Annotated in this window: 23 protein-coding genes; 18 read left to right on the forward strand and 5 right to left on the reverse strand. The window is 58.7% G+C overall.

Annotation, left to right across the window (positions count from 1 at the left end; genetic code table 11):
- Positions 1-11: 11 nt before the first annotated feature.
- A complete protein-coding gene (locus G3M56_RS06995) occupies positions 12-632 on the reverse strand; it encodes an LON peptidase substrate-binding domain-containing protein (protein WP_164361496.1) in 621 nt (206 codons plus the stop codon).
- 380 nt (positions 633-1012) lie between these two features.
- Between G3M56_RS06995 and rpsO the strand changes: the two genes are divergently transcribed.
- The 3 genes from rpsO to G3M56_RS07010 all read left to right on the forward strand — a co-directional run bounded on the left by rpsO (position 1013) and on the right by G3M56_RS07010 (position 5646).
- Entirely contained in the window at positions 1013-1273 is a 261-nt protein-coding gene (gene rpsO, locus G3M56_RS07000; protein ID WP_164361498.1) for a 30S ribosomal protein S15, read from the forward strand.
- A 132-nt stretch (positions 1274-1405) separates the two neighbouring features.
- Positions 1406-3535: a polyribonucleotide nucleotidyltransferase gene (locus G3M56_RS07005; RefSeq protein ID WP_164361500.1), complete on the forward strand. Its 2130-nt coding sequence runs from the start codon at positions 1406-1408 to the stop codon at positions 3533-3535.
- A gap of 485 nt (positions 3536-4020) precedes the next feature.
- Entirely contained in the window at positions 4021-5646 is a 1626-nt protein-coding gene (locus tag G3M56_RS07010; RefSeq protein WP_164361503.1) for an ArnT family glycosyltransferase, read from the forward strand.
- Between the two features lie 13 nt (positions 5647-5659).
- Here the strand turns inward: G3M56_RS07010 and G3M56_RS07015 are convergent, their stop codons facing one another.
- The 3 genes from G3M56_RS07015 to G3M56_RS07025 all read right to left on the reverse strand — a co-directional run bounded on the left by G3M56_RS07015 (position 5660) and on the right by G3M56_RS07025 (position 9520).
- Complete coding sequence (locus G3M56_RS07015; RefSeq protein ID WP_164361504.1) at positions 5660-6844, reverse strand: acyltransferase family protein; 1185 nt, start codon at positions 6842-6844, stop codon at positions 5660-5662.
- A gap of 148 nt (positions 6845-6992) precedes the next feature.
- Complete coding sequence (locus tag G3M56_RS07020; protein WP_164361506.1) at positions 6993-8213, reverse strand: bifunctional 3,4-dihydroxy-2-butanone-4-phosphate synthase/GTP cyclohydrolase II; 1221 nt, start codon at positions 8211-8213, stop codon at positions 6993-6995.
- 101 nt (positions 8214-8314) lie between these two features.
- Positions 8315-9520, reverse strand: a complete 1206-nt coding sequence (locus G3M56_RS07025; protein ID WP_164361509.1) for an AraC family transcriptional regulator — start codon at positions 9518-9520, stop codon at positions 8315-8317.
- A gap of 180 nt (positions 9521-9700) precedes the next feature.
- On the opposite strand from G3M56_RS07025, the gene G3M56_RS07030 reads away from it, so the two are divergent.
- The 8 genes from G3M56_RS07030 (at position 9701) to G3M56_RS14270 (ending at position 17803) form a co-directional block, all read left to right on the forward strand.
- The gene (locus G3M56_RS07030) at positions 9701-10459 is read left to right on the forward strand and encodes a DUF3450 family protein (RefSeq protein WP_164361511.1); all 759 of its coding nucleotides are present in this window, start codon (positions 9701-9703) and stop codon (positions 10457-10459) included.
- A gap of 20 nt (positions 10460-10479) precedes the next feature.
- Positions 10480-11862, forward strand: coding sequence for a MotA/TolQ/ExbB proton channel family protein (locus G3M56_RS07035; RefSeq protein ID WP_235203640.1), 1383 nt, complete (start codon positions 10480-10482; stop codon positions 11860-11862).
- Positions 11862-12410 carry a MotA/TolQ/ExbB proton channel family protein gene (locus G3M56_RS07040; protein ID WP_164361513.1) on the forward strand — a complete coding sequence of 183 codons (549 nt, stop codon included), beginning with the start codon at positions 11862-11864 and terminating at the stop codon, positions 12408-12410. The genes G3M56_RS07035 and G3M56_RS07040 overlap by 1 nt, the downstream gene beginning before the upstream one ends.
- A 140-nt stretch (positions 12411-12550) precedes the next feature.
- Complete coding sequence (locus tag G3M56_RS07045) at positions 12551-12955, forward strand: ExbD/TolR family protein (RefSeq protein ID WP_164361514.1); 405 nt, start codon at positions 12551-12553, stop codon at positions 12953-12955.
- An 18-nt stretch (positions 12956-12973) separates the two neighbouring features.
- Positions 12974-13672, forward strand: coding sequence for a TonB family protein (locus G3M56_RS07050; RefSeq protein ID WP_164361516.1), 699 nt, complete (start codon positions 12974-12976; stop codon positions 13670-13672).
- An 11-nt stretch (positions 13673-13683) separates the two neighbouring features.
- Positions 13684-15060 (forward strand): tetratricopeptide repeat protein, encoded by a 1377-nt coding sequence (locus G3M56_RS07055; protein WP_164361517.1) that lies wholly within the window; start codon positions 13684-13686, stop codon positions 15058-15060.
- Positions 15061-15164: 104 nt separating this feature from the next.
- Positions 15165-17390 carry a multiheme c-type cytochrome gene (locus G3M56_RS07060; protein WP_164361519.1) on the forward strand — a complete coding sequence of 742 codons (2226 nt, stop codon included), beginning with the start codon at positions 15165-15167 and terminating at the stop codon, positions 17388-17390.
- 50 nt (positions 17391-17440) lie between these two features.
- Positions 17441-17803, forward strand: a complete 363-nt coding sequence (locus tag G3M56_RS14270; RefSeq protein WP_164361520.1) for a four helix bundle protein — start codon at positions 17441-17443, stop codon at positions 17801-17803.
- A 142-nt stretch (positions 17804-17945) separates the two neighbouring features.
- Here the strand turns inward: G3M56_RS14270 and speA are convergent, their stop codons facing one another.
- Positions 17946-19892 carry a biosynthetic arginine decarboxylase gene (speA, locus tag G3M56_RS07065; protein WP_164361522.1) on the reverse strand — a complete coding sequence of 649 codons (1947 nt, stop codon included), beginning with the start codon at positions 19890-19892 and terminating at the stop codon, positions 17946-17948.
- A 144-nt stretch (positions 19893-20036) separates the two neighbouring features.
- Here speA and G3M56_RS07070 point away from each other — a divergent pair, with 144 nt between their 5' ends.
- The 7 genes from G3M56_RS07070 (at position 20037) to G3M56_RS07100 (ending at position 26790) form a co-directional block, all read left to right on the forward strand.
- Positions 20037-20792: a uracil-DNA glycosylase family protein gene (locus G3M56_RS07070; RefSeq protein WP_235203293.1), complete on the forward strand. Its 756-nt coding sequence runs from the start codon at positions 20037-20039 to the stop codon at positions 20790-20792.
- Positions 20793-20977: 185 nt separating this feature from the next.
- A complete protein-coding gene (locus G3M56_RS07075) occupies positions 20978-21736 on the forward strand; it encodes a PEP-CTERM sorting domain-containing protein (RefSeq protein ID WP_164361523.1) in 759 nt (252 codons plus the stop codon).
- Between the two features lie 170 nt (positions 21737-21906).
- Complete coding sequence (locus G3M56_RS07080) at positions 21907-22644, forward strand: LamG-like jellyroll fold domain-containing protein (RefSeq protein WP_235203294.1); 738 nt, start codon at positions 21907-21909, stop codon at positions 22642-22644.
- A gap of 211 nt (positions 22645-22855) precedes the next feature.
- Positions 22856-23584, forward strand: a complete 729-nt coding sequence (locus G3M56_RS07085) for a PEP-CTERM sorting domain-containing protein (protein ID WP_235203295.1) — start codon at positions 22856-22858, stop codon at positions 23582-23584.
- Positions 23585-23839: 255 nt separating this feature from the next.
- Positions 23840-24493, forward strand: coding sequence for a PEP-CTERM sorting domain-containing protein (locus G3M56_RS07090; RefSeq protein ID WP_235203296.1), 654 nt, complete (start codon positions 23840-23842; stop codon positions 24491-24493).
- Between the two features lie 159 nt (positions 24494-24652).
- Complete coding sequence (locus tag G3M56_RS07095; RefSeq protein ID WP_164361526.1) at positions 24653-25195, forward strand: sigma-70 family RNA polymerase sigma factor; 543 nt, start codon at positions 24653-24655, stop codon at positions 25193-25195.
- On the forward strand, positions 25192-26790 hold the full coding sequence (locus G3M56_RS07100; RefSeq protein ID WP_164361528.1) for a hypothetical protein: 1599 nt from the start codon (positions 25192-25194) through the stop codon (positions 26788-26790). Before G3M56_RS07095 ends, G3M56_RS07100 begins: the two co-directional genes overlap by 4 nt.
- Positions 26791-26812 lie beyond the last annotated feature (22 nt).

The raw sequence follows: 26812 nt of genomic DNA on the forward strand, positions 1-26812 counted from the left end.
CCGGGGGCAGCTCAGTGGAACGTGTGAAGCCGTGCGCAGACGAGCTCCAAGCGGTCGCTGTGGTCTGTTGCTTCGAGGACGCTGCGCATGAGCTGTGTGTCGTCGCCCAGGATGTGGTAGGCGACGAGGTCGGCGACCTGGCCGGGATCGTTGGTGGATTGGAGGTGATCGAGCAGTTGCCGTGCGTCGCTTTCCTCCTGGCACAGGCGGTCGTTGAGGATATTGATCACCTCGTTGCGCAGGGCGTCGGCTCGGCGTGGTGACTTTGATTGGTCTTCGTCGATCCAGGTGAGGTCGGCGAGTGGGTATGGGGCGTCGTTCTCCAGGTGCCAGTGGTCGAAATGGACGCGGCCGACGCCTTGGAGCATGAGATTGGATGATCCGTCGCTTTGGCCGACGCAGGCGCGGATGACTCCGGCGGTGCCGATGGCTTCGATTTCGTTGGCGTTCGGGGTGAGGTCGTGATCGGGAGCCTTGGTGGCGACGCACATCATGCGGTGGGACTGCAAGGCGTCCTTGATCATCGCACGGTAGCGTTCTTCGTGGATGTGGAGGGGGAGACCGCAGTGGGGGAGTAATACGCACTCCGGCAGGATGATTGCCGGCAGGGTTTTGGGCTTGTGGTCGATCATTGCAGCGGGTGCGGAGCGGTCCTCCGGGGGAGGAGGCGCCGCTTTGGCGGGGGGTATTCGCTTTGGTTTACGCTCCGGGCAGTGCATCAAGTTGCGAAATTTGCCTAGAGATACGGGCGATAGTCCCGATCTGACGGGGAATCAAGTGGTGTGGGAATATTCAAGTTACGGATTGCAATGTAGTCGATGCGTGCTTTGTTCCCCGAGTCGTGTGCCGATATGATTTCCATCTGGAGTCACGGTATGCGACCTCGGATTGGTCCGAGCGGCCTGAACGGTTGGATACTGGAGAATCTTTCAGCTTCCTGCTGTCGGTGCCGGGCTCCTCGCTCGCATGGGGCTTCTTACCAATCCGTGGCAAATCGAAATCGACTACTACTATGAGCGAAGCAAAGACCATCAACATCGACGACTTCCGTCAGCACGAGTCCGACACCGGAAGCTCCCACGTTCAGATCGCCCGTCTTACCGAGCGTATCCTTCACCTGACCGCCCACATGGGCAGCAACCGCAAGGACTTCTCGTCCCGCCGCGGTCTCCTCAAACTCGTTGCGCGCCGCCGCAAGCTTCTCGACTACGTGAAGCGCGAAAATGAAGAGCAGTACAAGGAACTGATCCAAAAGCTTGGTCTGCGTAAGTAATCGCAGCGATCAGGCTCCGGGGGAATCACCTCGGAGCCTGATTTGTTTTGCACAACGGGTACCCGCCTTGGTAGAAGGCTCCCGTCATATCCCTTTCCTATCCGAAAAGAAGAAAACAAAAGAAAAAGAAATATGAGTATCCATAAAGTAACGAGCCAAGTCGGCTCAGGAGAAATCACCATCGAAGCCGGGCGTTTTGCCCCGTTGGCAGACGGTGCCGTGATGGTGCAGCTTGGCGAGACCAGCGTGTTGGTCACCGCCGTGTCCCAGACCAAGGTTCGCGATGGTCAGGACTGGTTCCCACTTTCCGTTGAGTACAAAGAAAAAGCATCTGCAGCTGGTAAGTTCCCAGGCGGTTACTTCAAGCGTGAAGGACGTCCGACCGAGAAGGAAATCCTCACCTGCCGCATGACCGACCGTCCATTGCGTCCGCTTTTCCCTAAGGGTTACTTCTACGACACCCAGATCGTTGCGTTGCTTCTCAGCGCTGACGGTGTGAACGACGCTGACATCCTCGCGATGAACGGTGCATCGGCCGCACTTCACATCTCCGACATTCCGTTCGCCAAGCCAATTGGTGCGGTGCGCGTCGGTCGTATCGACGGTGAGTTCGTTGCCAACCCGACCCACGACGAGCGCGAAGAGAGTGATCTCGACCTCGTGTACGTTGGTTCGAAGGACGAAGTGATCATGATCGAAGGTGCTGGTGATGAAGTTCCTGAAGAGATCTTCATCAAGGCATTGAACTTCGCTCAGGAGAAAGTCCAGGTGCTGGTTGCAGCGCAGGAAGAACTTCGTTCGCTCTGCGGTAAAGAGAAGCGTCAGTACGAGCTCAAAGTGGCTCAGCAGGACCTCCTCGACGTGGCCTACGAAGTGGCAGGTGACCGCATCGAAGACGCGATCTACAAACCAAGCAAGCACGAGCGTGGTGCTGCAGTGGAAGCTCTCCGCGACGAAGTGCGCGAAGCCATCCTTGCCAAGTTCCCAGACACCGGGTCGTTCGAAATCGACCAGGCATTCGACTTCCTTCAGAAGAAGGCATTCCGCGTTTCCATCCTTGAAAAGGGCAAGCGTGCCGACGGCCGTGGCGTGGGCGACCTCCGTCCGCTGACTGGTGAAGTGGGAATGATCCCACGTGTGCACGGATCGGGCTTCTTCGCCCGTGGCGAGACCTCCGCACTCGGACTCGCGACCCTCGCACCACTCGACGAAGCTCAGATGCTCGACAGCTACGTGGGTGGCGTCGACAGCAAGCGCTTCATCCTTCACTACAACTTCCCTCCATTCTCCGTGGGTGAGACCGGCCGCATGGGCGGAATCAACCGTCGTGAAATCGGTCACGGTGCCCTTGCCGAGCGTTCGGTGGAGCCAGTGATCGCATCGGAAGACGAGTTCCCATACGCAATCCGCGTGTCGTCGGAAGTGATGTCGTCGAACGGTTCGACCTCGATGGCTACCGTGTGTGCCGCATCGATGGCTCTGATGGACGCCGGTGTGCCACTCAAGCGCCCGGTTGCAGGTATCTCCGTGGGTCTCGTGACCGACATGGACGAAGCTGGCAACATCAAGCGCTACGAGCGTCTTCTCGACATCATCGGCTCCGAGGACTTCTTCGGTGACATGGACTTCAAACTCTGCGGAACCACCGAGGGTGTGACCGGTTACCAGCTTGACCTCAAGCTTCCAGGTATCCCACTCACCATCCTTGAGGAAGCGATCATCCAGGCCAAGGACGCACGTGCAGACGTGCTCGCAGCAATGGCAGAAGGCATCGCCGAAACCCGCCCTGCGATCAGCAAGTACGCTCCTCGCATCGAGTCGGTCAAGATCAACCCAGACCGCATCGGCGACCTCATCGGACCTGGTGGCAAGGTTATCCGCGGCATCCAGGCCGAGAGTGGTACCGAGCTCAGCGTCGACGAAGACGGCACCGTTCACATCTACGCGATCAAGCAGGAAGGCCTCGAGCGCGCCAAGCAGCTCATCAAGGCACGTACCGCTGAGATCGAAGTGGGCGAGACCTACACCGGTAAAGTGGTCAGCACCACGAACTTCGGTGCGTTCATGGAAGTGCTTCCAGGCAAGGACGGCATGATCCACATCTCCCAGCTTGCTGACTTCCGCGTCGAGAAAGTCGAAGACGTGGTCAAGGTCGGCGACATGGTCACCGCCAAGTGCATCGGTATCGATGAGAAGGGCCGCGTGAAGATGTCCCGCAAGGAAGCCATGAAGGAGCAGGAAGCTGAAGAAGTGGAGCTGTAAGCTGCCAATTCCTCAATCCTGGAGCCCTTTGTGACTCCGATTACTTTTCCGCCCGGTCGCGCAATGCGTGGCCGGGCGGAATTTTTTTATGAGTTTGCTAGTGTGCCAGTTTTCAGTTTTCAGGCGATGGGCGCGGTAGCCTTTGCGGGTTATGAAGAGGAACCGCAGATGGGCGCGGATTATTGCGGATTGTTCCTTTGATGAGCGCGCTGCGCGCGGGGGGCAGTGGCCGGATTGGAGACCGGCGCTCCGTGCTTTGCGTCGCCGCGTCTCTGCGTGCGATTGATTGGGATGGCGATATCGATAGGGAGGGGCATCAGGTCTTGCCGCAGGCAAATCCATCTGTGTTCCTCTGCGCCCATCTGCGGCTCCTTAAAAACGAATCAGCCTCAGCCCCGTACGCGTGGCTTGATTCAGTGGCGGGTGTCGACCATGGTGCGCGTGCGGTCATGCGGGCCGCTGGCTCTTGAAAATTTTCTCTCCTTATGAAGTCCTGGCACGTTCTCCTCGCAGTCGTCATTTGTTGGGCGGCGATCTATCTTCCCGGATTGTCGTCTCTTGAACTGCGGGGCGAGGAGCCACGGCGTGTGCTGCCGGGGATGGAAATGATGCAGACTAGCGACTGGATCACGCCGCGGATAGCGGGCGAGGACTACCACCGCAAACCGCCGTTGGTGAACTGGTTGGCCGCAGCGAGCTTCTCTGTGACCGGCACTTACTCCGAGTGGGCCGCGCGTTTGCCCTCCGTTCTCTCCGTGCTCGCCTTGGCGCTGACGGCTGCCGCCGTGGGGTGCCGGTTGTACGGGTTGTCCGGCGGTTTGTTTGCCGGGGTGGTGTTGTTGACCAACATAGGAATGTTGGAAAAGGGGAGGCTGGCTGAGATTGAGCCGCTTTATATTGCGTTGTTCGGGATTGGTTGGTTGTTGTGGTTTTTACTTTGGCGTGAGGAGAAGTCGCCCTGGCTGTATTGGCTCGTTCCGTCGGTGCCGTTGGGGCTGGCGATTTTGGCGAAGGGGCCGGTCCATTTGGTGTTTTTCTATGCATTGGTGGTTTGTTTGCTCGGGGCGAAGAAGCAAAAGAAGGCGTTATTGCATCCGGCGCATTGGCTTGGAATTGGCGTGCAGTTGGCGGTTGCCTTGCCGTGGTTTTTGGCGAGCAGCTCCAATACCTCGGACGGCGGTGCTGCGGCAGGGACATGGATGGATCAAATCACCAGCCGGCTTGCGCTCGACGATGTGAGCTGGGTTGGCTGGCCGATTGCGATTGTCCAGGCGGCGGTCAACTTCCTGCCTTGGGCGGTGCCGTTGGTGATGTTGTATTTCGCGCGTTTCCGTGAGCGCGTCGGGATTCCATCGCGTGAGCAGGACCTGGTGCTCGACGGGCTGCTGCGGGGCTTGTTGATCGCGTTCCTGTTGATCGTATTGATCCCAACGAGCCGTCCGCGCTTTACGCTGCCGCTGATGGTTCCGGCGACGTTGTTGCTGACCCACGGGGTGGCGATGATGGCGGATGCAGGGCGTGAGTCGTTGGTGGTCTGGTGGCGTCGTGTTTTGCGGGGGCTGCTTTTGTTGGTAGGAATTGCGGCGGTGGTCGCCCCATTTTTCGCAGTGGTGGACGCGCGGCTGACTACAGCAGTTGGCTGCGGCGTGGTCGTGGTCGGCGTGTGGATTCTGTGGCACCTGCTGGCGATCCATGGCGAGGGACAGATCGACCGCTTGACGCTGGTGACGGGATCTTGGGCGGCGATGGTCGTGGCGTTCTTTGTCTTTGCCGCCGTGCCGCACCTTCAGTTGCGTGAGAAGATCAAACCGACCGGACTGGCGGTGAAGTCACTGCTTGAGCCCGACGAGAAGGCAGTGCTCTACAAAGGCGGGTATCAGCCGTTTGTATTCTATGCCTGGCCGCAGGTCGAAGAGTGGCCATCGTGGGACAATGTGCCGTCGTCGGTTGACCAGATGCCGCGCGTGTTTCTGATGGAGAAAAAGGACTGGGAGAAGAAGTCCGAGCGCAAGAAGTTCATCAAGCGCTTTGGTGAGCCTGTTGTGTTGCGCGAGATTGCCAACGAATGGGGTGGCGGCAAGCCACTGGTTGCGCTCGGCTTTAAAGAATAGTAGCAGGCCGCAGCTATTTTCCGTCGCTCTGGCCGTGGATCCTGTGTTTGCGCAAGGTGGACGGGCTGAGGAAGGCGGCTTCGATGAAATAGTAGCTCGCTGAGCTGACCAGGAAAATCATGGTCAGCATGAGTGCGCTGCCGGGTAATGGGTGGTGCATGAACGAGTCGGCGGGTGCCTTTTCCAATGCGTTTTCCCAGTTTTGCATCACAGGCATGTGCCAGAGGTAGAGGCTGTAGCTGATGGTGCCGATCCATGGCAGTGGTGTGCGTTTGAGCCACTTTCCGATGGCGGGATCCCATGAGACCATGAGCAGAAGCAGCGTGGAAATTGGGATGCTGGCGATGAACGGAAACCACAGCACCATCGAGCGCTTGCGATCCCACACCTCGCCATGTTCGTGGAAGCGCAGGACTGCCACAGTGCCGAGTGCGAGCACGACGAGGAGGGCAGCCAGCGCGACCCTCGGGCGCTTCAGTTTTTCCAAGACCTTGGTTCGTTCGACGAGGATGGCGCAGGCCACACCGCACCCGAAGTGGGTGAGCATGCCGAGTGGGTGAAAGAGTTTGCTGCCGAAGTTCACCCAATCATTGGTGAGAGCGAGGCGGTAGGCGAACCCAACGAGCACCAATGTTGCGACGATGCGCCACGGTTTGCCCGTGCGGATCGGGGCGGCGGCCAGCGCCATCAGACCGTAGAAGAACCACTCGTGGGAGAGTGTCCAGTAGGGGCTGTTGATGGCGAGTACGGACTCCTTGAAGAATGCGTGGATCAGCGGGATGTGGGCAACGACGTTGGTCCAACTGCTGCCGTCAGAGATCCAGCGTGCCTTGACGACTGCGACAATGATCAGCAACGAGAACCAGTAGGCTGGAAGGATGCGGCGCGATCTCGAGTTGAGATAGCGTTTGAGTTGGAACTCTTTCGGGCGCGAGATCGTTTGGTAGATCAAGTATCCGCTGAGGATGAAGAAGATATCGACTCCGAGACGACCGACTTCTTCAAATGCGGGAATGTTGCCAGGGAGGCGGAGCGACGCCCAGTGGCTGAGTAGTACCAGAAGCGCGGCAACTGCCCGCAGCACATCGAGACTGACGATATGTTGGCGTGATGGTGGGGCGGCTTCCTTTTTGGGGGCGCTGAGGTTCGGTAGTTTTCTAGCGGATTTTCGTACGGGGATCTCGGCTTCGGTTAGCATAGGGGAGAGCCAGCCGTAACGAGGTCGGGAGGGTTCTGTCGAGGTCTTATTTCGCCGTGAGGCCTGTTGTGCAAAGAAAACGCCCCATCCTGTAAATTGGACGGGGCGTCTTGCTGAGAGAGTTCTCTATGCGTTGTTCGCATTCGGCCTAGAACATGTGGCCCATGCGGTCCTTCTTGGTTTGAAGGTATTTCGCATTGTGCTCGTTCGGGCACTGAACGATTGGCACTTGTTCGACCACTTCGAGTTGGTGGCCTCCGATGCCGACGATCTTTTTCGGATTGTTGGTCATCAGGCGGATCTTGCGCACGCCGAGGTCGTGGAGGATCTGGGCGCCGGTGCCGTAGTCGCGCAGGTCGGCCGGGTAGCCGAGCTTTTCGTTGGCTTCCACGGTGTCGAGGCCTTGCTCTTGGAGCTTGTAGGCTTTGATCTTGGCTGGGAGACCGATACCGCGGCCTTCCTGACGCATGTAGAGTAAGACGCCGGTGCCTTCGTTCTCGATCTGTTGCATCGCGGCGTGAAGCTGGCCGCCGCAGTCGCAGCGCTGGGACATGAAGACATCGCCGGTGAGGCATTCGCTGTGAACGCGCACCAGCACAGGTTCGTCTTCTTTGATCTCGCCTTTGACCAGAGCCAGGTGGTGGCCACCATCGATCTTCGAGTGGTAGAGGTGAAGTTGGAAATCGCCCCAGTCGGTAGGAAGTTTGATGTCTTCGTCCTTTTCGATCAGAACCTCGCGCTCGCTGCGGTATTCGATGAGCGACTTGATGGTGCCGACTTTGAGGTTGTGCTTCTCGGCGAACTTGAGCAGTTCGGGCAGGCGGGCCATCGATCCGTCTTCGTTCATGATCTCACAGATCACGCCAGCGGGCTGGAGGCCTGCCATGCGGGCGAGGTCGACTGCGGCTTCGGTGTGGCCGGCGCGGCGCAGCACGCCGCCGTCCAGGGCGTCGAGCGGGAAGACGTGGCCGGGTTGGACCAGGTCGTTCTCGTTAGAGTAGGGATCGGCGAGGATTTTGATCGTTGCGGCACGGTCGGGCGCGCTGATGCCGGTGGTGATGTCTTTTGCGGCATCGACCGAGACGGTGAAGCGTGTGCGCTGGCTTTCGCGGTTGTTTTGCACCATGGGTGGCATGCCGAGGGCGCGTGCGCGCTCGCTGGTGACAGGAGCACAGATGAGTCCGCGGCCGTGGGTTGCCATGAAATTGATCGCCTCGGGAGTCACCAGTTCGGCAGCCATTACCAGGTCGCCTTCGTTTTCGCGGGCTTCGTCGTCGGTAATGATGACCATGCGTCCGGCGCGGACTTCATCGAGGAGTTCGTCGACGCTGGCCAATGCCGGGTGGGATGATGTGGAATCTGTGCTCATGAATCTGGGTGCAGGTTGCCACTGGATTCTTGATGAAGCAAGGGACTGGGCAATCTTCGTGGTTTTCTCCGAGGATCCCTGGGGGCGGGGTCGGCGGTGGGTTAATGATTACGGTTACGGCTGCGGTAGCTGGTTGGGCTCTCTCCTGTTTCTCGCTGGAAGAAGCGGCTCATTTCGTGGGCGGAGGAGAAGCGCATCGCGGCGGCGATTTCGCCGAGTGATTTTTCAGAGTCCTGGATCAGCGTGGTGAGGTGGGTCAGGCGGACGCGTTTGATCTCGGTTTTCGGGCCGTGGCCGAGGTGGGATTTGATCCGTTGCTTGATGGTACTGAGTGACCAATCCGATTCCTTTTCCAAGTCGGCGACTTGGATTGGATGGTTGGGTGCCATTTCCCGGATCCAGCGGACGAGGCGTGCGGTTTCTGGGTCGTCGATGGCGAGTGGGGCGGTCGACTCGCGGGTGGTGACCGGATCCGGCGGAACGCGGGGCGAGCTGTGATCATTCGGTCCGTGCTCCATTTGCTCAGCAAGCAGATGGGCGGCCTTGTAGCCAATGGTGTGCGCCGGATATCCAATGCTGGTCAGCGATGGGGTGGACGCGTGGCACAAAAAGGGATCGTCGCCGAAGCTGATGACAGAGATTGCGTCGGGCACGATGATGCCTTCGCGCCCAGCCGCGCGCAACGCGACGTTGGCGAGCATGTCGTCGACGGCGAACAATCCCGTGCGATGCGGCAATTGAGTGAGCAATGAGGCCATTGACGCTTCAAGTGATTGCCATGTTTCGCCGGGTTCGCGCATGACATCTGGAAGGTAATGGACCGACGGAGAATGCCCGTGGCGCTGCAGCTCTGCTTTGAAGCCTGCCAGCCGCTCGCGGGCGTAGTAGCGGAAAGCCGGCTCATAACCAGAGGTGTACGAGGTCATTTCACGCCGACTGACGAATGCGAATGAGGAGAGCCCAAGCCCGAGCAGTTCCCGCGCCGCCAGTTTGCCCGCTTCCTGATTGTCCGGCAGAACGCGCGGGAAGTCGTGGTCGGGACCTTCTGTGCTGAGCAGAACGACTGCGATGCCTCGTTGGGCGAAGTCGTCGAGCTCGGCTTCGGTGGCGCGGTAAAGGATGACGCCATGGCCCTGCCAGCCGACGCCAATCTGAGTTGGCTCAAGTTCGGCGCTGGTGAGGGACTCTGTGGTCAGTTGCCAGGCACCATGCTCCCGTGCGAACTCCGCAACGCCTTCAAGGATGCGGATCGCAGTGGATCCACTATGGGGTGGGAGACGAAGACCGATGATAGGACGGGTAGGCATGGGTGGTTATGGTTGACCATTTCAGAGGATCGCGCGGGGCGCAATCGGATCCGGTGGCTTGTGGAGGGAAATTCTCGACCGGACGACCGCGGACGGATAGTGAATGGTATTGATTTTCCATCAATGGTGCTTGCTTCTGGAACGGGATGCGCCATTTTGAGAATCTGTCTCAATATGGATATGCGCGTATTACTCACGACATTGGGCGCCCTCGGGGTGTGGGCTGGGGTTGCGGTGGCTGAACCTGCGCCTTCTGGTAACGAGCCGGCGCGTGAGTTGGTGCGGCAATGGGTGGAGACCGAGAGGCTGATTTCGCGGGAGGCTGCGGACTGGGAGGAGGCGCGTGAGCGGATGACGCGGTTGCTTGGATTGCACGCGGTGGAGTTGGAACGGTTGGGAGAATTTTTGAGTCAGGCGGGAGCGTCTGCGGATGGGTATTTACAAGAAAAGGACCGATTGAGTGATGAGTTGTCGGGGTTGCGGGTGGATCGCGATGCGTTGGCTCGGAAGTTGGAGTCGTTGCGTCCGCGGATGGTGGCACTTGGGCAGCGATTGCCGCAGCCATTGCAGGAGGAGCTGGAGTCCGCGCTCGAGCAGGTGGAGGCGCTGGATGCGGTGGAGGAGACGCAGGGGCTGTTGCAGTCGATGGCGTCGGTGGTAACGGCAGCGGCGAAGTTTGATCAATCGATCACGGTGGCGAACGAGGTGCACGCGATTGGAGGAGTCGACCGTCAGGTGGAAGTGATGTACCTGGGCTTGGCCCGGGCGTTCTTTGTTTCGGGCGATGGCAAGGTGGCCGGAGTGGCAGTGCCGGCGGCGGAGGGATGGCAATTTGTGGAGCGCGATGGATTGGGGGCGCAGGTGCGGCGGGCAATTGAGATTACCCGGGATGAGGGGCGGCCTGAGTTAGTCAGCTTGCCGGTAGGGGTTGAGAACTAGAATTCAGTGGGGATACGAAGATGAGACGAACTCAGATTTTTCGAGGCATGATGGCGGCGGCACTTGGCGTGCTGTGGGTGGCGTCGCCTGTGGTTGGTGCGGCCGATGATGGTGCCAGGCAATTGAGTGCTGCGGCCGAGGCGGCGCGCGCGGATCTTGCCGACGCGTTGAAGCGGTTGTCGGCGCAGCGCGATGTGATTGCGGCGGAGAAGCCGGAGTTAGCGGCGGAGTTTGCCAAGGTGGAAGCGGAGTTGTTGGAGAAGAGGCGGATGGTGGAAATTGCCACCGCCGAGCGTTCCGAGCGCGATACGGTGTTGCGCGATCTCAAGCGTGATCTGGCGACGTATCAGCGCGAGGCGACTTACTTTGACGGATTGCTGACGGATCTCGGGCGGAGTCTGCGCACGGCGGCGGCAGGACCGCGTTTCGCTCCACTGGGCGAGCGCCTCGATGCGGCGGACGATCCGCTGGAGTCGCTGGTGGCTGGTGTGGAAATGCTCGAAGCCGCGCTGGGCGGGGATGTGATCGCCGGGCGGGCGGTGGCTCAGGATGGAACTCTAACCGACGGACAGTTCGTAGTACTGGGCTCAGAGTCCTGGTTTGTGGCAGACGACGGGGCAACCGTGGCTCGGGTGGATGCCACCCAGGGCGCGGACCCGCATTTGCTGCCGTTGTTGCGCGACGAGTCGGCGCAGGTGCGGCAATTGCTCGCTGGCGGGGAAGCGGAGTTGGCTCTGGACTTCACCGGGGGGCGGGCTGTCGAGCTCGAGCAACTACAAAGCGGGCCGCTGGAGTTGATCCGTAAGGGCGGTGTCTGGGTATGGCCTATCTTGCTGATTGCTGCGGTTTCCTTGGTGTCGGCGGTCGCGAAGTGGCTGCAGATCGCGCGCATGAAGGCACCCCGCGATGGCTGGGTGGCGGGGCTTCTGGAAAACGTGCGGGCCGGCGAGATGGACCGTGCGCGTGAGCTCGCGGCTGAGCCTAACTTTCCGGCGTCTGAAATGCTGACCGCCGCGCTCGAACGGGTCGATGCCGGAGCGGATGTGGTCGAGGAGGTGATTTACGAGAAAATGATTGGAGTGCAGTCTTCGTTGCAATCCTGGTTGCCGTTCATTGCGATCACGGCGGCCACCGCGCCGTTGCTCGGGCTGTTGGGGACTGTGTCCGGGATGATCAGCACCTTCGATTTGATCACGTTGTTTGGCTCCGGCGATGCGAAGTCATTGGCAGGCGGGATTTCGGAAGCGTTGATCACGACCTTGTTCGGCCTGGTGGTGGCGATCCCTTCGCTGGTGATTCACGCACTGCTATCGCGCCGTTGTCATGGCATTCTGCAGACTTCCGAGCGACTGGGGATCACGTTTGTGAATGGCTTGCGGGTGCGCGGGAAGGAGGTGGCGTGATGGCCGCGTGGTGGAATGAGTTGCGCGTGATGTTCGATGAGGGCGGGTTCGCGTTATGGGGGCTGGTGGTGATTTCGATCGTGCTTTTTACGATGCTCGCCAACGCGTGGGCGACCTTGATCCCACTGCTGGCGATCAGGAAGCGCGGGTTGCCCGACGAGATTGGTTCGCAGTTGGAGCTGATGGAATCACCGAACCAGGTGAGTGCGGCATTTGCCGGCTTCGAGTTGGACAAAGTCGCGTATGTCCAGCGGCGGGTGCCATTTATCGGAGTGCTGGTGGCGGCGGCTCCGTTGACTGGGTTGCTGGGCACGGTGGCGGGAATGTTGGTCACCTTTGCCGGCCTTGCCACAGGGGGGAATGCCGCGCCCATCGACAAGATCTCCAATGGGATTTCCCAAGCGCTGGTGACGACCCAGGCCGGGCTGGTGGTGTCGATTCCCGCTGCGTTCTTGTTGGGCTTGCTCGCGCATCAGTTGTCGAGGGTCGAGGCGATGTTGCACAGCCGAATGTATCAAGCGCGCGCCGCGGTGCGGGAGGGGGCGTGACGATGAGTGGTTTTAGACAGGATTTACATGATGAACAAGATGGTATCACTGCTGCAGATCTCCGGGGTGCAAGTCAGCTCAACGCGAAACGGCATGAGCTGACGGCAGTTCGTTTGGAGCAGTTAATTTAATGTGCAGACATGCGTAGGTTCAGAGATTTTCAGGGGAGCGGGGGGAATTCCGCATCGATCGACATTTCTCCGTTGATCGATGTGGTGTTCATTTTGCTGATCTTCTTCATCGTCACGACGGTGTTCATCGACGAACCGGGGGTGGAGGTGAACAAACCGCGTGCCGCATCGGCCGAGACGTTGGAGACCGAAGCCATTTATGTTGCGGTGACGCAGAATGGGGAAATTTGGTACGCCAACCGCGTGATGAGCGTGGAGGGGATCCGTGCGATTATTAGCCGCAAACTCCAGCAGGACGAGAATACGCCGGTAATTATCCAGGGGGATACCGCATCTAACTACGGAGCGGTAATGCAGGTGGTTGACGCTGCGAAGCTGGCTGGGGCCAAGGTCTCGCTGGCCACTGCGGATTGATTTTCGATTTTCCAGACCATGCGCACCCGGCTTTTCACCTACGCGATTGGACTCGCCGCCACACTGGCCATCCTCGGCCTGATTGTGGCGACGCGGATCCTGGCGGAGGCCGGGCGTCCCGAGGTGGTTGTGTTGCAGGAAGTGGAGGTCATTGATGCCTCGCAGCTCCCGCCACCGCCGCCGCCACCACCACCGGAAAACCCAGCCGACCAACCGCCACCGCCTGTCGCCTTGCCCGAGTTGCAAATCACCCAGGACCTAGCCATGCCCGCGCTGCCTGTGGCGGACGTGCCGCTGGACCCGCGGCTGAGCGTGGACACCTTTGCTCTGGACGCTTCGGTGGCGGAGTTGCCTGCGGAGGCGCCGCCAAAAGTGGTGGCAAAACCCGCACCTAGACCTGTGAATCCGGCGCCGGTGGTGCGTCCGGACGCGCCGATGAGTCTCAAGCAGCTCGATGGAAAACCGCGGCTCATCTTCAGTCCGAAGGTACGGTTCCCATTGGACGCCCCACGGTCAATGCGCTCGGGCCAGGTGTTGGTGCGCGTGATCATCGATACCAATGGCAAGAGCTCGCTCCACAGCGTCGTGCGCTCATCACACCCGGCTTTTGTGGATGCAGCCAAGCGCATCGCTAATGGTGCGCGATTCACGCCACCGCAAGCCGGAGGGAAAAAGGTGAAGGCCATCATGCTGTGGCCAATCACGATCAACCGTTAGATATTTTAGTTATGCGAGTACCAGCAATCCTTCTTTTGTCGCTTTTCGCCGGTGTGGGCTCGATCCATGCGGACGACAAGCCATTGCCGCTGAACTGCGCGATATGGAGTGATCCTTCGTTTGTGGCGTCGTTCAATGGATCGTACCGGCCGGAAGCGAGGATCGAACCGACTTTGACCAGTGCCGAGCGCGGAGTGTTGGTCGACGTGCAGAAGTTAATGGCAGATGGGAAGCGGGACGATGCCGCGGCGAAGTTGAGTCAGGCTCTGAACGAGTCCCCGACGGCAGCGCTGTTTTTTAATCTGGGCAATGTGTGCTTCGAGTTGGGTAAAACAGAGGACGCGATCGATGCCTTTGAGAAGGCGATTGAGAGCTTCCCTTCATTCCGTCGTGCACATCGCAACCTGGGGATTGCGTTGATCCGCGCGGGCCGCAACGACGCTGCCTTGAAGCCCATGGTGGAGGCGGTGCGTTTGGGGGACATGGACGGCACGACTCTGGGAATGCTCGGCTATTTGCGCCTCAACCGGGGGGAGTATGCCTCTGCGTTGCAGGCGTATCGGCAGGCGCAGTTGACGCAGCCCGAGGCCGTCGAGTGGATGGCGGGGATTGCCCAGGCGTTGGCGCAGTTGGAGCGATCGGCAGAGGCGGTGGCTCTGCTGGATGAAGTGATTGCGGCGCGTCCTGCCGAGCCTTCCTATTTGCTGATGCAGGCGCAGATGATGGCGGCGGCGGATCGCGATGACGATGCGATTGTGAATGTCGAGTTGGCGCGGCGATTGATGAGGGCGGCGTCGGGTGATGGGGCGGTCGATCTTGCTGCGGAGGACTTGCTCTTTTTGGCATCGTTGTATTTGCGCACCGATGCGGGCGAGCGGGCGAGGGATGTGTTGCTGGCGGCGGTGATGCGCGAGCCGGCCGCTCCTTTGGAGTCGGTCGTCCGGCCGTTGGCGCATTTGGTGCGCGGCGGGCAGGTGGAGTTGGCCGAGCCGGTTGTTGAGGCGGTTGAGAAGCGCTATGCCGATGCGATCGAGGGCTCAGCGGACTTTCTGCGTACGCGGGCACGGATTGATCTCCAACGCGAGCGGGAGGATCGGGCGGTCGCTGTGCTAGAGCAATTGATTGCCAAAGATCCGACCGATGGGGAGTCGCAGCTCGTGCTTGCCCGGGAGCTGGGTGATCGTGATCCGGAGCGCTCGGCGCTTTTGTTCGAGCGCGCGGCGATGGACGAAAGTGTTGCCTATGAGGCGTGGGTCGGGCTGGCGCAGTTGCAGGCGGGGCGTGGGTACTACCAGCGAGCGGTCGAGGCGGCTAAAAAGGCGCAGGAGGTCTCTCAAAATGCCGGGCTCGGTGAGTACATTGAAGCTCTGGAGAAGCTGGCAAAGTAGCCGGGCGGTAGCTGGTGCGGGAATGGTGACGGAATCTCGGAAGGAGTTGTCTTTAATTCTATTGGGCTAGCGGCTATAATTCGGGTTCGGGGAGGATCAGACCCATGGCCAATGCATCAATTTTCCGCTGGATGGCCGCAGGTGCCTGCGGTGCATTGTTCGGTATTGGGTTTGCTTGGACACCTCTTCCGGTGAGCGAGGATGACTTGGTCTTCATGCCGGGGACCCAGCCGGCGGATGGGGTGTCGATCGAGGGAGTGGGGCAGTGCATGAACTGCCACAGTGGCTATGATTTATTGGTCGAACCCGGCACGACGTGGCAGGGATCGATGATGGCGCAGGCCGGACGCGACCCGTTGTGGATGGCCAGCGTGGTGGTGGCATTGCAGGACTCGATCTGGTTGCTCGGAAATGCCAATGCCGGCGACTTGTGCGTGCGGTGTCATGCTCCGGTCGGATGGCTGGGCGGACGCAGCGACCCGCCGAACCTGACGGCGCTCGAGCCGTCGCAGGGAGATCTTGAGGGAGTGAACTGCTCGACTTGTCACCAAATGGTGGATCCGGTGGTGGCTCGGCGGCAGTTGCCGTTGGTGCCCGAGGAGACGGATCCGGTGGCAATTGCGGCAGCGGACACGACTTATGCCCGCGACGTGACAGTGATTTCAGCTTCCAAGTTGTTTGATGGCAGTGGGTTTATCGACGCCTCAACCGAGATGCCGGTGCATTATGGATCGGGCGACCTACCGGGGTATATCGAAGCGACTTCGGGGCAGTTTTTCATGGAGCCTGATCCGAATATCAAACGGGGGAACCGGCCGGATGCCGAACCGAAGAGTCACTCGGTCTATTATTCCCGTTTCCATAAAGGGCCATACCAGTGCGCGACTTGTCACGATGTATCGAACCCTGCGTTGGCCAACGTGGTGATCGGTGCGGGAACCAGTGAGTCCCAGTCGGCTGCGACGTATTTTCACTTGGAGCGCACGTTCAGTGAGTTCTTGCTCAGCGCGTACGCTGCTCCAGGCGGAGCTCCTACCAATGCGCCGTTTGCGGAGATCGGGGTGGGAAGTGCCGGCACCTGCCAGGACTGCCACATGTCGACTGCAGTGGGGCGGGCGTGTAACAAGAATAATGTGCCGATCCGCAATGATTTGCGCGTTCATGACCTTACCGGAGGTAACGTCTGGGTAGGTAGGATCTTGGCGAGCCTGGACCAATCGGCGGACAACCCGGATCGTGATGCGTTCAACTACGCGTTGCTGAGTGGAAGCCGCTATCCGGGAGCCGTGATCGATGTGGGCGGATTGCAAGGTGTGGGGGCGGCGTTGGCGCAGGCCGCGGACCGTGCGGAGCAGAACCTCGGGCGGGCGGCCACGATGATGCCGGTCGCGGATTCGGTCGCAACGGCTGGTCTGAGGATCTATAACAACACCGGACACAAGTTGATCTCCGGCTTTCCCGAGGGGCGTCGGATGTGGGTGAACGTGCGGTTTTACGATGCGGCGAATGAAGTGATCGGAGAACTCAATGCGTACGAACCTTTGGTGGTCAGCCGCGATGCGGAGGGCGTGCCTAGTTACGTCTCAGGTGGTGTGCTGCAGCGCGATCGCGATGATTTGGTGTTTGAAGCGAAGATGCAAAGCGACCTGACGGGGGAGACGGCGAGCTTCCACATGGTGCTGGCCACGGATCGCTACAAGGACAACCGGATCCCGCCGAAAGGGTTCAATAGCGATGCGGCGTCGGCCAGGTTGGCCCAGCCTCGGAAGGGCGGTGAGGATGCGTTGGATTACTTCAGTGAGGTCGAGTATGCGGGCGGCTATCACGATGTCTATTTCGACAAACCTGCGGGAACGGTGACGTGGGATGCTCGCTTGTACTACCAAACCACGTCACTTGAATACGTTCGCTTCTTGCGGGATGAGATCAATGGCACGGCATCGACCTTGGTGAGCCCGTCGCCGAGCGGTGAACCGGCAGCGTACATCGTGGCGAGCGATCCATTTTTCACCACACTCAAAGACTGGGGGAATGCGATCTGGGAGCTTTGGTTGCACAATCAGGGATCGCCGCCAGTGGAGATGACGACGACGATCAGCCCACCGGGTATCCGCCACATGATCCACGAGATCGATGGCTTCCATGTCGGGGTGCAAACGGCGGTGGGAAGAGGATATGCGCTGGAAGCGAATGACGGCCTCGCAAGCGGTGGCTGGACGTTGATTGACGGTCCGGTCGCCGGGGATGGGGCGCTGGTGGATTTGATTGACCCTGATGCGTCAGAGCACGAGCGCAGGTTCTACCGGGTGGTGAACTTTGTGGGGGAGTGAAGGGCGGGGATTGTGTTGTGTTTGGTGTGGCTTGTTGTTAGGTTTTCGGTATGGCTTTTGGTCACGAACAACTGGATGTGTATCAGCTTGCGATTGGGTACGTTGGCTGGGTTTACGAGAAGTGTGAATCTCTGAATGGTTCCCGGCGGTTTACTCGCGATCAATGGCTTCGAGCGAGTCAATCGATTCCGCTGAACATAGCGGAGGGGAATGGGAAGGGCTCAAAAGCGGATCGCCGCAAGTTTTTTGAGATCGCGAGGGGCTCTGTTTTTGAATGTGCGAGCATCCAGGATGTGTTGGTCGCCATAGGGGGCTTGGACCTTCAAGATAGTGAGTTCCGCAAACGGGAACTGGATCGAATCGGAGCGATGTTGACAGCTCTCGGAGGACGCGGGTTTTCAAGTGATAGGTGAGGAACCTATCAGCTGTCGCGCTACAAGCGCTTCCTCATCGATATCGATATCGCAGTCGCGATCGACTGGTAATGGTGGGGGCTTCCGCGAAAGATCGGTTCGATGAGGATATCGATATCGACATCGATAAGGATTGTTTCAATCAGATATCGCTCTCGAAGTAGGTGTACCCATCCAGTCCGTGGCGGTAGCTCTTCATTACTTCCTTCCTTTCACGCGGGGTGATTTTTCCAGAGTTCACTGCGTTTTCGGCGAACGAGCGGAACTTCTCGACCAGCACTTTTGGTTCGTATTCCACGTACGAGAGCACGTCGGCGACGGTGTCGCCTTCCACTTCGTGGGAGTAGACGGGTTTGCCGTTTTCGAGGTGGACGCCGACGACATTGGTGTCGCCGAGGAGGTTGTGCAGGTCGCCGAGGGTTTCCTGATAGGCACCGACGAGGAAGACACCGATGCAGTAGCCTGTGTCGTCCGGCTGGATCGGGTGCAGTGGCAGGGTGTGGGCGACGTCACGACGGTCGACGAAGCGGTCGATCTTGCCATCGCAGTCGCAGGTGATGTCTGCGAGCACGGCCTGTTGGGTTGGTTTCTCGGCCAAGCGGTGGATCGGCATGATCGGGAAGAGCTGGTCAATGGCCCACGAGTCCGGCAGCGATTGGAACAAGCTGAAGTTACCGTAGTAGTAATCGTGGGTTTGGCTGCGCAGTTCGGCGAGTTCTTCCGGGACGAACTCGAGTTCGCTGAGACGTCGCGTGATCTTGGTGACAATGTTCCAGAACAAATGCTCGGCGTATCCGCGTTCGCGCAGGCTGACCCGGCCGTGGACGTGCATTTCACGGATTTGGTCACGGTAGTAGGTCGCGTCGTTGAAGTTCTCCTGCAGCGAGTCGGTGGAGATGTTTTCGGCGACGTCGATGAGGTTCTTGAGCGTCGGCGACATGGTGGCCGGTGGAGTTGGTGGGGTGTCGTCGAGTTGGAACTTGGTGACGTCGAGAATGTTGAAAACGAGCACCGAGTAGTAGGCGACGACCGCACGGCCGGATTCCGAGATGATGGTCGGGTGTTCGATGTTCTCGGCCGTGCAGGTTTGGCCGATGACCTCTACGAGGTCCGCGCAGTATTCGCTGATGGTGTAGTTACACGAGGCGGGGAAGTCGGTGTGCGAGCCATCGTAGTCGACGGCGAGGCCGCCTCCGGTGTCGAGGATGCCCATCGGGGCGCCTTCCTTGACGAGGTCGATGTACATGCGGGTGGCCTCGGTGGCGGCTTCGCGGATGGCGCGGATGTTCGGGATCTGGCTACCCTGGTGGTAGTGGAGCAATGTGAGGCAGTCGATGTAGCCGCTTTCCTTGAGTTGGTCGACGGTTTCGATGATCTGTGAGGCGCTGAGACCGAAGACGGATTTGTCGCCGGCGGATTCCTGCCATTTTCCTTCGCTCTTGGTGGCGAGGCGGGCGCGGACTCCGAGCAATGGGCGGATGCCGAGTTTCTCCGCGCGCTCAATGACCAGGTTGAGCTCGCTGGGCATTTCGAGCACGATGATGACTTGCAGGCCCATCTTGCGCGCGGTCAGCGCCAGGTCGATGAATTCTTCATCCTTGTAGCCGTTGCAAATGAGGTAGGCCTCCTCGTCGTGCATGTGGGCGAGGGCGGCGATGAGCTCGGGTTTCGATCCGGCCTCGAGTCCGTAGTGGAAGCGTTTTCCGAACGCGGTGATCTCCTCGATGACCTGGCGTTGCTGGTTGACCTTGATCGGGTACACGCCGCGGTAGTCGCCTTGATAGTTGGAGTCGGCGATGGCGGTGCGGAACGACTGGTTGAGCTCGGATATGCGGTCGTGGAGCAGGTCGCGGAAACGTAACAACACAGGGAAGTCAGTGCCGCGGTCGCGCAAGCCGTCGATGATGCTGGCGATGGGCACTTCACTGCGTTTTTTGCCGTCTCGCAGGCGCACGGTCACCTCGCCGGCATCGCTGACGGAGAAGAAGTTGTTGCCCCAATCGGTGATGCCATAGAGCGCCGCGGAATCATCAGCGGACCATGCGGAAGCGGGGACGGATTCGAGGTGGGAGGTGTCGGGTGTGGACATTTCGGTGAGAGTGCGTGCGGGCTCGTGGGAGGGGTGATCTGAATGGGGATCAGACGGGCAGTCTAAATCAAGAATTTGAGCTCTGCCACAGTTGGCTGATTTCTTTCTTGTCTTGATTTCATCCAGCGGCGATCGAGTGATGAGATGCCTGACAATTCTTCTTTTGATTCCGATGTGATTGCCGATGGCTTGGTGGCTGCCGCCCGTGCATTGTGCGAGGCGCTTTCCGGTTTGCGTTTTGGTGCGCCGGTGACTCACGTTTACCAGCCGTTGGACTATGCCTGGGCTCCGCATGAGGCGTATTTGCGGCGGTGTGGGGCTGGGCGAAAGCGGGTTTTGTTTCTCGGGATGAACCCAGGGCCGTGGGGAATGGCACAGACCGGTGTGCCTTTTGGCGAGATTCCGGCGGTGCGCGATTGGATTGGGATCCGCGAGGAAGTGGGGAAACCGGAGAACGAGCACCCCAAGCGGGTGATTGATGGGTTTGATTGCAAGCGCTCGGAAGTGAGTGGTCGGCGGTTGTGGGGCTTGTTCTCCGAGCGGTTCCCGAATTCGGCGGACTTTTTCGCCGACCATTTTGTGGTGAACTTCTGCCCTCTGGTGTGGATGGAGGAAAGCGCGCGCAACCGGACTCCGGACAAGTTGCCCGCCGCGGAGATGGCCCCAGTGGAAGAGGCTTGCCTCGACCATTTGCGCCGGGTGGTCGATTTGCTCGACCCGGAATGGTGCGTGGGCGTCGGCAAGTTTGCGACGACCAAGTTCGAGCGCATCCGCACGGATGAATCCAACTGGAAGTGCGCCACGGTGCTCCACCCCAGCCCAGCCAGCCCAGCCGCCAACCGAGGGTGGGCTGAAGCTGCCGTGAAGCAGCTGGTCGCTCAAGGAGTATGGGAGAAGTAGGGGCGAGAAATATGCCCGTTTGGGCGGACAATGTTTGAATGCGGAAGGTGTGGAAAGTGACTGATTTGTGTGCTAAGGGGCGCGGTTGTGGCTCGCTCTACTGCGCGTCTTTGTGTTGGTGAGGGCGACTGGATCTCTGGCGGGTAAATCGCCGGGGTGGCCATGACATCACGCACATAAATACTATGAAGAAACACATGCTGAATATGGCGCTCGTGGCTGCAATGTCGGTCGGTGGCGCTCAGGCGGCGACCATCGTTTGGACCGGCAACGGCGGCGATGGTCTTTGGGGTACTGCGGAAAACTGGGATAATGGGGTTCCATCCAGTTCGGATACCGTAATCATTGGAGCGGGAGCTACGGTGCAGGATACCGGTGGCGTCGCAGGCAACTTTGCCGAGCTGGAACTCGCCGAAGGTTCATCACTTGCCTATAGCGGCAGTGGTGGTGATATGGGCGGGATCTGGAATGTCAATGGAACGGTTCTCAGCAATGGCGGCAATGGCACCTTCGGCATTGGCGGCAGCGGGGTCACATTTAACTTCGGCGTCAATGGTAGCTTCACCATGGCGGGAGGAACGCAGAACAACTTGTGGGCCAATGGTAATGCCTTGACCATTAGCGGTGTGATCGATCTCGGCGCTGCACCTGCGGGCACACTCGTGGAGAAGACTCTGTTCTCGTGGGCGGGTAGTCTTAGTGGCGGTGGCTTCGGTTCCATCACCGAGAGCTTTACCGAGCTCAATGGGTTGGGCTTGGTGCGAGTGGCAGACAATGCGGACGTGAGCACCTTGAAAGCGGGTGAGTACTCGTTCCAGACCAACCTGACCAGCAATGGTTCGATTGGTGTGGCCTACGTGACCGCTCAGGCTGTGCCAGAGCCTAGCTCCGCGGCTCTGCTTGGCCTTGGTGGCCTGGCGATGATCTTGCGCCGCCGCAAGTAATCGTTATTCGATCTTATGATGCGCCTCATCCGGCATTCCGCCGGGTGGGGCGCATTTTTTTTAAACGGTGTGTAAGGTCTTGTGGGTTAAGCGCTGTGGGTTTTCGAGGTGGGCTCTCTTAACACGAGTGAGTCGGGGCTAGCGCAAACACAAAACAACAACAGACACCGATGAAAAAACTAGTAACCAAACCAGCGCTACTTGCGGCTGTCGCCTCACTGGCGGCGGTGGGGAGTGCCGATGCCGCCATTAGTCAGTGGCTGAACCAGGCGCAGAATACGGCGGGGAATGTCACTGCCGACAACACGGGCTGGACCTTCGATGGGACTGCCGGTGTGCAGTATGACTTCGGCACCCTTGATCAAGAAGGGATTGTAGTCGATGGCTCGACGGTCGAGTTTATCTTCAACTTCACTGATAACGCGACGTCGATGGCCATTGCCAGCGTCATGGGATGGGCTCCGGGTAATGAAATGAATGTGCTCAAGCTCGAGCAGTGGTCGGACAAGGGGGTGATGGGGATTACGGTGCCTGGTTATTGGGACTACGATCTGGCCACGGCATCTCCCTTTGATCAGGACGTGCACGTGGTTTTCCGCCGCAACGACGATGGGGGCAATGGGGGAAGTATGGATATCTTTGTTAACGGAGTCTATGCGGAGACCGATGTGAACAAAACCAACTGGCGTATGGACGGCAGTGTGGGGTGGTTGGGCTCCAACCATCAGGGGAATAACGATTTTGCCGAGGGGCAGATGTACGGAGTGGCTTCCTATGATGTCGCTCTTACCGATCAGGAGATCTCCGATCTGTATTCGGCCTTCAGCACCGACACGGTGCCCGAGCCGAGTTCGACCGCACTGCTTGGTCTTGGTGGGCTGGCAATTATTTTGCGTCGTCGCAAGTGATTGAAGGTGATTCTTTTGCGCTTTGCCGGGAGTTTTCCGGCAAAGCGCATTTTTTTGTACCAAGCGATGTAAGGTTTTTTCGGGCGAGGCTGTCCTTAGGTGCTCACCAGTCCCATGTCGTCTGTTTTTTGGTGACTGAGGTCTGTTTGGGTGTTCTGAGAATTCCGCCAATCGGGATTCTTTCCATCAAAACGATAACAAACACAGATATATGAAACATATCTCAAGCAAAGCCAAAGTGGCTGCTGCCGTGGTCGCATTGACCGCTGCAGGTTCGGCGAATGCCGCGATCACTCACTGGCTCACACAAGCACAAAGCACGGCGGGCAATGTGACCGCTTCCAACGCCGGTTGGACCTTCAATGGTTCAGAAGGGTTCTCGTATGACTATGGTGTACTTGATGGGATTGGGGGCGCGCCAGTCGATGGCTCGACGGTTGAGTACATCTTTAACTTTTCCGACAATGGGGCGTCGGTTGCCATTGGTAGCCTCACCGGATGGAGTCCGGGGAACGAGCGCAATGTGATGAAGCTGGAGCAGTGGAATAACACAGGCAAGTTTGGTGCCACGATTCAAGGGATTGCCGACTATTCGCTCGCTACGGACTCGATTTTTGGTGAAGACGTGCATGTCGTTTTCCGCCGCAATAATGACGGAGGAACTATGGACCTGTTCGTGAATGGTGCATTCGTTGAGCAGCATGGTGCGAAAACCAACTGGCGTATGGACGGGGGCGTTGGCACACTCGGAGCGAACTGGAACAACAACGCCGATTTCGCGACTGGTGATATGTTCGGTGTTGCGTCTTATGACGTGGCGTTGAGCGATGCTGAGATCGGTAACCTCTATGCGGCGTATGCCGTGGCGGTTCCTGAGCCGAGCTCCACAGCACTTCTTGGCCTTGGAGGCCTGGCTTTGATCTTGCGTCGCCGCAAGTAATTGGAGCTGATTCTCGTGCCTCACCTGGTGTTCTGCCGGGTGGGGCATTTTTTTTTGGGGAAAGGGTGTAAGAGTTTCGTGATCGAGGCTGTCTGGCGTTGGCTGGACGAGTTCTGCTTTAATTTTGCAAGTGTGTCGGTTGGTGAGGAATTCACCGATCGCGGCTTCCAAGGATGAGAGCTAGGTGTTGTCCGGCGCCAAAGCGATGAGGGGTTCTCTTCTGAGGGCTCCACGAGCTAAGAACCTTAATAACATATGAAAATGAAAACAATTGGCGCGGCTGTCGCGCTTTCGCTCGGTCTTGCGGGCGCTGCGAATGCGGCGCTGATCAATGCAATTGACTCCGGTGGTAGCGCGGCTCTGGTTAGTACAACCACTGTGTTCCAACAGGGTGACGTGTTGGACGTGAGTGATGGTGATGTCGGAACGATCGCGGATTACGGGAACAACGGCCAGATCTTCACCAATGACCCAGGCGCTGGTGGTGGCGATTATTTCGCCCAAGCTGCAGAAGCGATTATTTTCGATATCGATCTGGGAAATACCTACGCTATTGATGCAATTGCGTTCTGGAATCGAGGTCTCTATGGCGGCAACTCCGTGCGTACCTTTACGGCGACATTCTCGACGGATTCGGTGTTTGGTAATGGAGATGACTCGCAATTGTTTACTTTCAATGCGGCCGAGGGCGTCGGGCCGGATCAGCAAGACTTTGATCTGGGGACTTTAGTGAGCAATGCTCAATACGTACAAATTTCGATTACCGACAACTTCTTCGGGGTGAATGGCGCAGCGGGTGGCGATCGTGTGAATTTCTCCGAGTTCCAGTTCAATGCAGTGCCTGAGCCTAGCTCGGCGGCACTGCTTGGCCTTGGTGGTCTGGCTATGATCTTGCGTCGCCGCAAGTAAGCTGGACTTGTACCGGTTTAGATGAACTGATGGCCCGCCGGAAAGTCTGGCGGGTCATTTTTATGTTTGGATGATTGGGCGTTGATTCTGAGTGATATTTGGGTTTTCAGAGAGGGGGCGTTCCGCTAGGAGTGTAGCCTCCCGAATGATTGGATGGCGATGGACGATACGAACCACGATGAGAGCTCTGATTTTGTGCAGTTGTTGACTGCTCATCAGGGGGACTTGTGGGCGTATGTGATGGCGTTGATGCCGGGGGAGAGTGAGGCGAAGGACGTGGTGCAGCGGGTGAACGTGGTGCTTTGGCGCAAGCGGGAGGAGTTTGAGTTGGGGACGAACTTCAAGGCGTGGGCGTTCGCTGTGGCTCGTTTTGAGGTGCTGGCGTACTTGAAGACGAAGAAGCGGAGGCGGTGGTTGATGTTCAGTGATGAACTACAGGAGATGATTGCCGAGGAGTTCGTGGACGAACCTGAGACCAGTGAAGAGCGAATGATGTATCTACAGGCGTGTATGGCGAAACTGCGCAAACCTGATCAGGAATTGATCAAACATCGGTATTATTCCAGGGAGGGGCTTTCTGTGTATGCAGAGCGGGTTGGGAAGACTGAATCCGCTCTGTCTGTGAAGTTGTTTCGTCTGCGGGCGGCGTTGCGTAAATGCGTTGAGAAGCAGGAATCTATGGTGAATGGAGGTGGCTTATGAGTGTGAAGAAGGTGGAGCTTGAGATTCAGGCGTTGTTGGACGGCACACTCAGCGAGGAGGGGTTCGCGCGTTTGCAGCAACAGATGGCGAGTGATCCTGAGGTGAGGCAGTTGTACTACCGCTATGTCCGCCTACATCAGAGCTTGGAGATGTCCTACGGTGGGGCTCGGGACGTGTTGTCGGTGGGCGAGGCGCGTCGTCAGCGATTGCAGGCGAGGTATCGTCGGGTGGCCGCGTGGGCGGCTGTTGCCGTGTTGTTAATTGCTGCGGTGGCGTTGCGATCGGTTTATCTCGGGCCTGAGGAGCGGTTGGCCTATAGGGTGGCTCCGGGCGGGCTATTGGAAGTTCAGCATCCTGCCGGGAGTAGGGCGGGCGCTACAGAGTTGGAGAAGGGCTCGAAGCTGGAGATTTTGCAGGGAACTGTGGAGCTTGAGCTGGGCAGTGGCGTGATGGGGTGGATTGACGGGCCGGCAGAAATCGAAGTGGTGGATGCGGGGTTGGTGAAGATGCCGTACGGAAGTGGTCGTTTTCACGTCAGCGATGGAGCTGAGGGCTTTACTGTGGAAACCGATGAGGTACGGGCGGTGGACTTGGGGACGGAGTTTGGAGTGGTGGCATGGGCTGACCGACCGGACGAGTTGCATGTCTTTTCTGGAAGAGTTGCGTATGAGATGGAAAGTGGAGCGGCAAGTGGTGAGGTGGTTGGTGGCCAAGGCGTGCGCTTTCTTGACGATGGCGTGGTGATGATGGATGCCGTTGATGCGGAGTTTAAGCAGGGATTGCCGGACTCATTGCGCTATGCGCATTGGTCATTTGATGGCGGGCGTCCGGTAGGGACGTTGGCTACAGAGGAGAACATTCACCATTGGATGGAGAATGGAGGCGGGCAAACCTTGGTCGATGGCGTTGAGGGATCCGCACTGGCATTGGGCTCGGATGGCGCTGGGGCGCTGATGACCAATTGGCGCGGAATCGGTGGCGATGCTCCGCGAAGTGTTGCGTTTTGGGTCAAGCTGCCGTCGGCGGCCCAGCGCAGGGTTGATGGGACATCGGTTTTGCTAGCCTGGGGGCGTCAGCAACCACACATGTCGTCAACGCGATCGATCAATAGCAAATGGAGTGTCCACTTGGACCACTCCGAAAAACGTGTGCCGACTCTCAATGTGAGCTTCGGTGGCGTTTGGTATCACTGCCCTCGGGTGATGCTTGAGGATGATCAATGGCACCACGTGGCGATTGTGTACCGTGGTGGCGTGACTGGCAGCGAGATCCCAGAGGTGGACGTGTATTACGATGGGCGGATTGCGCCGACGTATTACAGCTTTTACAAGGATATAGAGGTTGATTTGAGTGACGATGGCCGGGTCGTCATTGATACCGAGTCGTTTTCGCCGCTTCGTATCGGAGGCGGGATGGTGAACCAGTCACCATTTGATGTGACCACTCATCAGGGGGGCTCCCGTTTCACTGGAGACACTCATTTCACCGGATGGATCGACGAGTTGTTCATTATCGAGGGGGTAATCGATAAGTACGACGTGTGGCAGATGATGAACGATCATCGCTACCAGCCGGCGGAGCGAGAGGGCCGCTGATGGCCCGCTGCCTGATCTGCCT

Source organism: Sulfuriroseicoccus oceanibius (assembly GCF_010681825.2).
Classification (GTDB): Bacteria; Verrucomicrobiota; Verrucomicrobiia; order Verrucomicrobiales; family SLCJ01; genus Sulfuriroseicoccus; species Sulfuriroseicoccus oceanibius.

What these genes read in the sequence shown, in the direction of transcription:
- G3M56_RS07100 (WP_164361528.1), top strand. Translation starts at nt 25,192, where the DNA reads ATGAGTGTGAAGAAGGTGGAGCTTGAGATTCAGGCGTTGTTGGACGGC.
- speA (WP_164361522.1), bottom strand. Translation starts at nt 19,892, where the DNA reads ATGTCCACACCCGACACCTCCCACCTCGAATCCGTCCCCGCTTCCGCA.
- G3M56_RS07045 (WP_164361514.1), top strand. Translation starts at nt 12,551, where the DNA reads ATGCGTAGGTTCAGAGATTTTCAGGGGAGCGGGGGGAATTCCGCATCG.
- G3M56_RS07020 (WP_164361506.1), bottom strand. Translation starts at nt 8,213, where the DNA reads ATGAGCACAGATTCCACATCATCCCACCCGGCATTGGCCAGCGTCGAC.
- G3M56_RS07050 (WP_164361516.1), top strand. Translation starts at nt 12,974, where the DNA reads ATGCGCACCCGGCTTTTCACCTACGCGATTGGACTCGCCGCCACACTG.
- G3M56_RS07025 (WP_164361509.1), bottom strand. Translation starts at nt 9,520, where the DNA reads ATGCCTACCCGTCCTATCATCGGTCTTCGTCTCCCACCCCATAGTGGA.
- G3M56_RS07015 (WP_164361504.1), bottom strand. Translation starts at nt 6,844, where the DNA reads ATGCTAACCGAAGCCGAGATCCCCGTACGAAAATCCGCTAGAAAACTA.
- G3M56_RS07095 (WP_164361526.1), top strand. Translation starts at nt 24,653, where the DNA reads ATGGACGATACGAACCACGATGAGAGCTCTGATTTTGTGCAGTTGTTG.
- G3M56_RS07070 (WP_235203293.1), top strand. Translation starts at nt 20,037, where the DNA reads ATGCCTGACAATTCTTCTTTTGATTCCGATGTGATTGCCGATGGCTTG.
- G3M56_RS07035 (WP_235203640.1), top strand. Translation starts at nt 10,480, where the DNA reads ATGAGACGAACTCAGATTTTTCGAGGCATGATGGCGGCGGCACTTGGC.
- G3M56_RS07085 (WP_235203295.1), top strand. Translation starts at nt 22,856, where the DNA reads ATGAAACATATCTCAAGCAAAGCCAAAGTGGCTGCTGCCGTGGTCGCA.
- G3M56_RS07080 (WP_235203294.1), top strand. Translation starts at nt 21,907, where the DNA reads ATGAAAAAACTAGTAACCAAACCAGCGCTACTTGCGGCTGTCGCCTCA.
- G3M56_RS07030 (WP_164361511.1), top strand. Translation starts at nt 9,701, where the DNA reads ATGCGCGTATTACTCACGACATTGGGCGCCCTCGGGGTGTGGGCTGGG.
- G3M56_RS07075 (WP_164361523.1), top strand. Translation starts at nt 20,978, where the DNA reads ATGAAGAAACACATGCTGAATATGGCGCTCGTGGCTGCAATGTCGGTC.
- G3M56_RS06995 (WP_164361496.1), bottom strand. Translation starts at nt 632, where the DNA reads ATGATCGACCACAAGCCCAAAACCCTGCCGGCAATCATCCTGCCGGAG.
- G3M56_RS07010 (WP_164361503.1), top strand. Translation starts at nt 4,021, where the DNA reads ATGAAGTCCTGGCACGTTCTCCTCGCAGTCGTCATTTGTTGGGCGGCG.
- G3M56_RS07090 (WP_235203296.1), top strand. Translation starts at nt 23,840, where the DNA reads ATGAAAATGAAAACAATTGGCGCGGCTGTCGCGCTTTCGCTCGGTCTT.
- G3M56_RS07055 (WP_164361517.1), top strand. Translation starts at nt 13,684, where the DNA reads ATGCGAGTACCAGCAATCCTTCTTTTGTCGCTTTTCGCCGGTGTGGGC.
- G3M56_RS07040 (WP_164361513.1), top strand. Translation starts at nt 11,862, where the DNA reads ATGGCCGCGTGGTGGAATGAGTTGCGCGTGATGTTCGATGAGGGCGGG.
- rpsO (WP_164361498.1), top strand. Translation starts at nt 1,013, where the DNA reads ATGAGCGAAGCAAAGACCATCAACATCGACGACTTCCGTCAGCACGAG.
- G3M56_RS07005 (WP_164361500.1), top strand. Translation starts at nt 1,406, where the DNA reads ATGAGTATCCATAAAGTAACGAGCCAAGTCGGCTCAGGAGAAATCACC.
- G3M56_RS14270 (WP_164361520.1), top strand. Translation starts at nt 17,441, where the DNA reads ATGGCTTTTGGTCACGAACAACTGGATGTGTATCAGCTTGCGATTGGG.
- G3M56_RS07060 (WP_164361519.1), top strand. Translation starts at nt 15,165, where the DNA reads ATGGCCAATGCATCAATTTTCCGCTGGATGGCCGCAGGTGCCTGCGGT.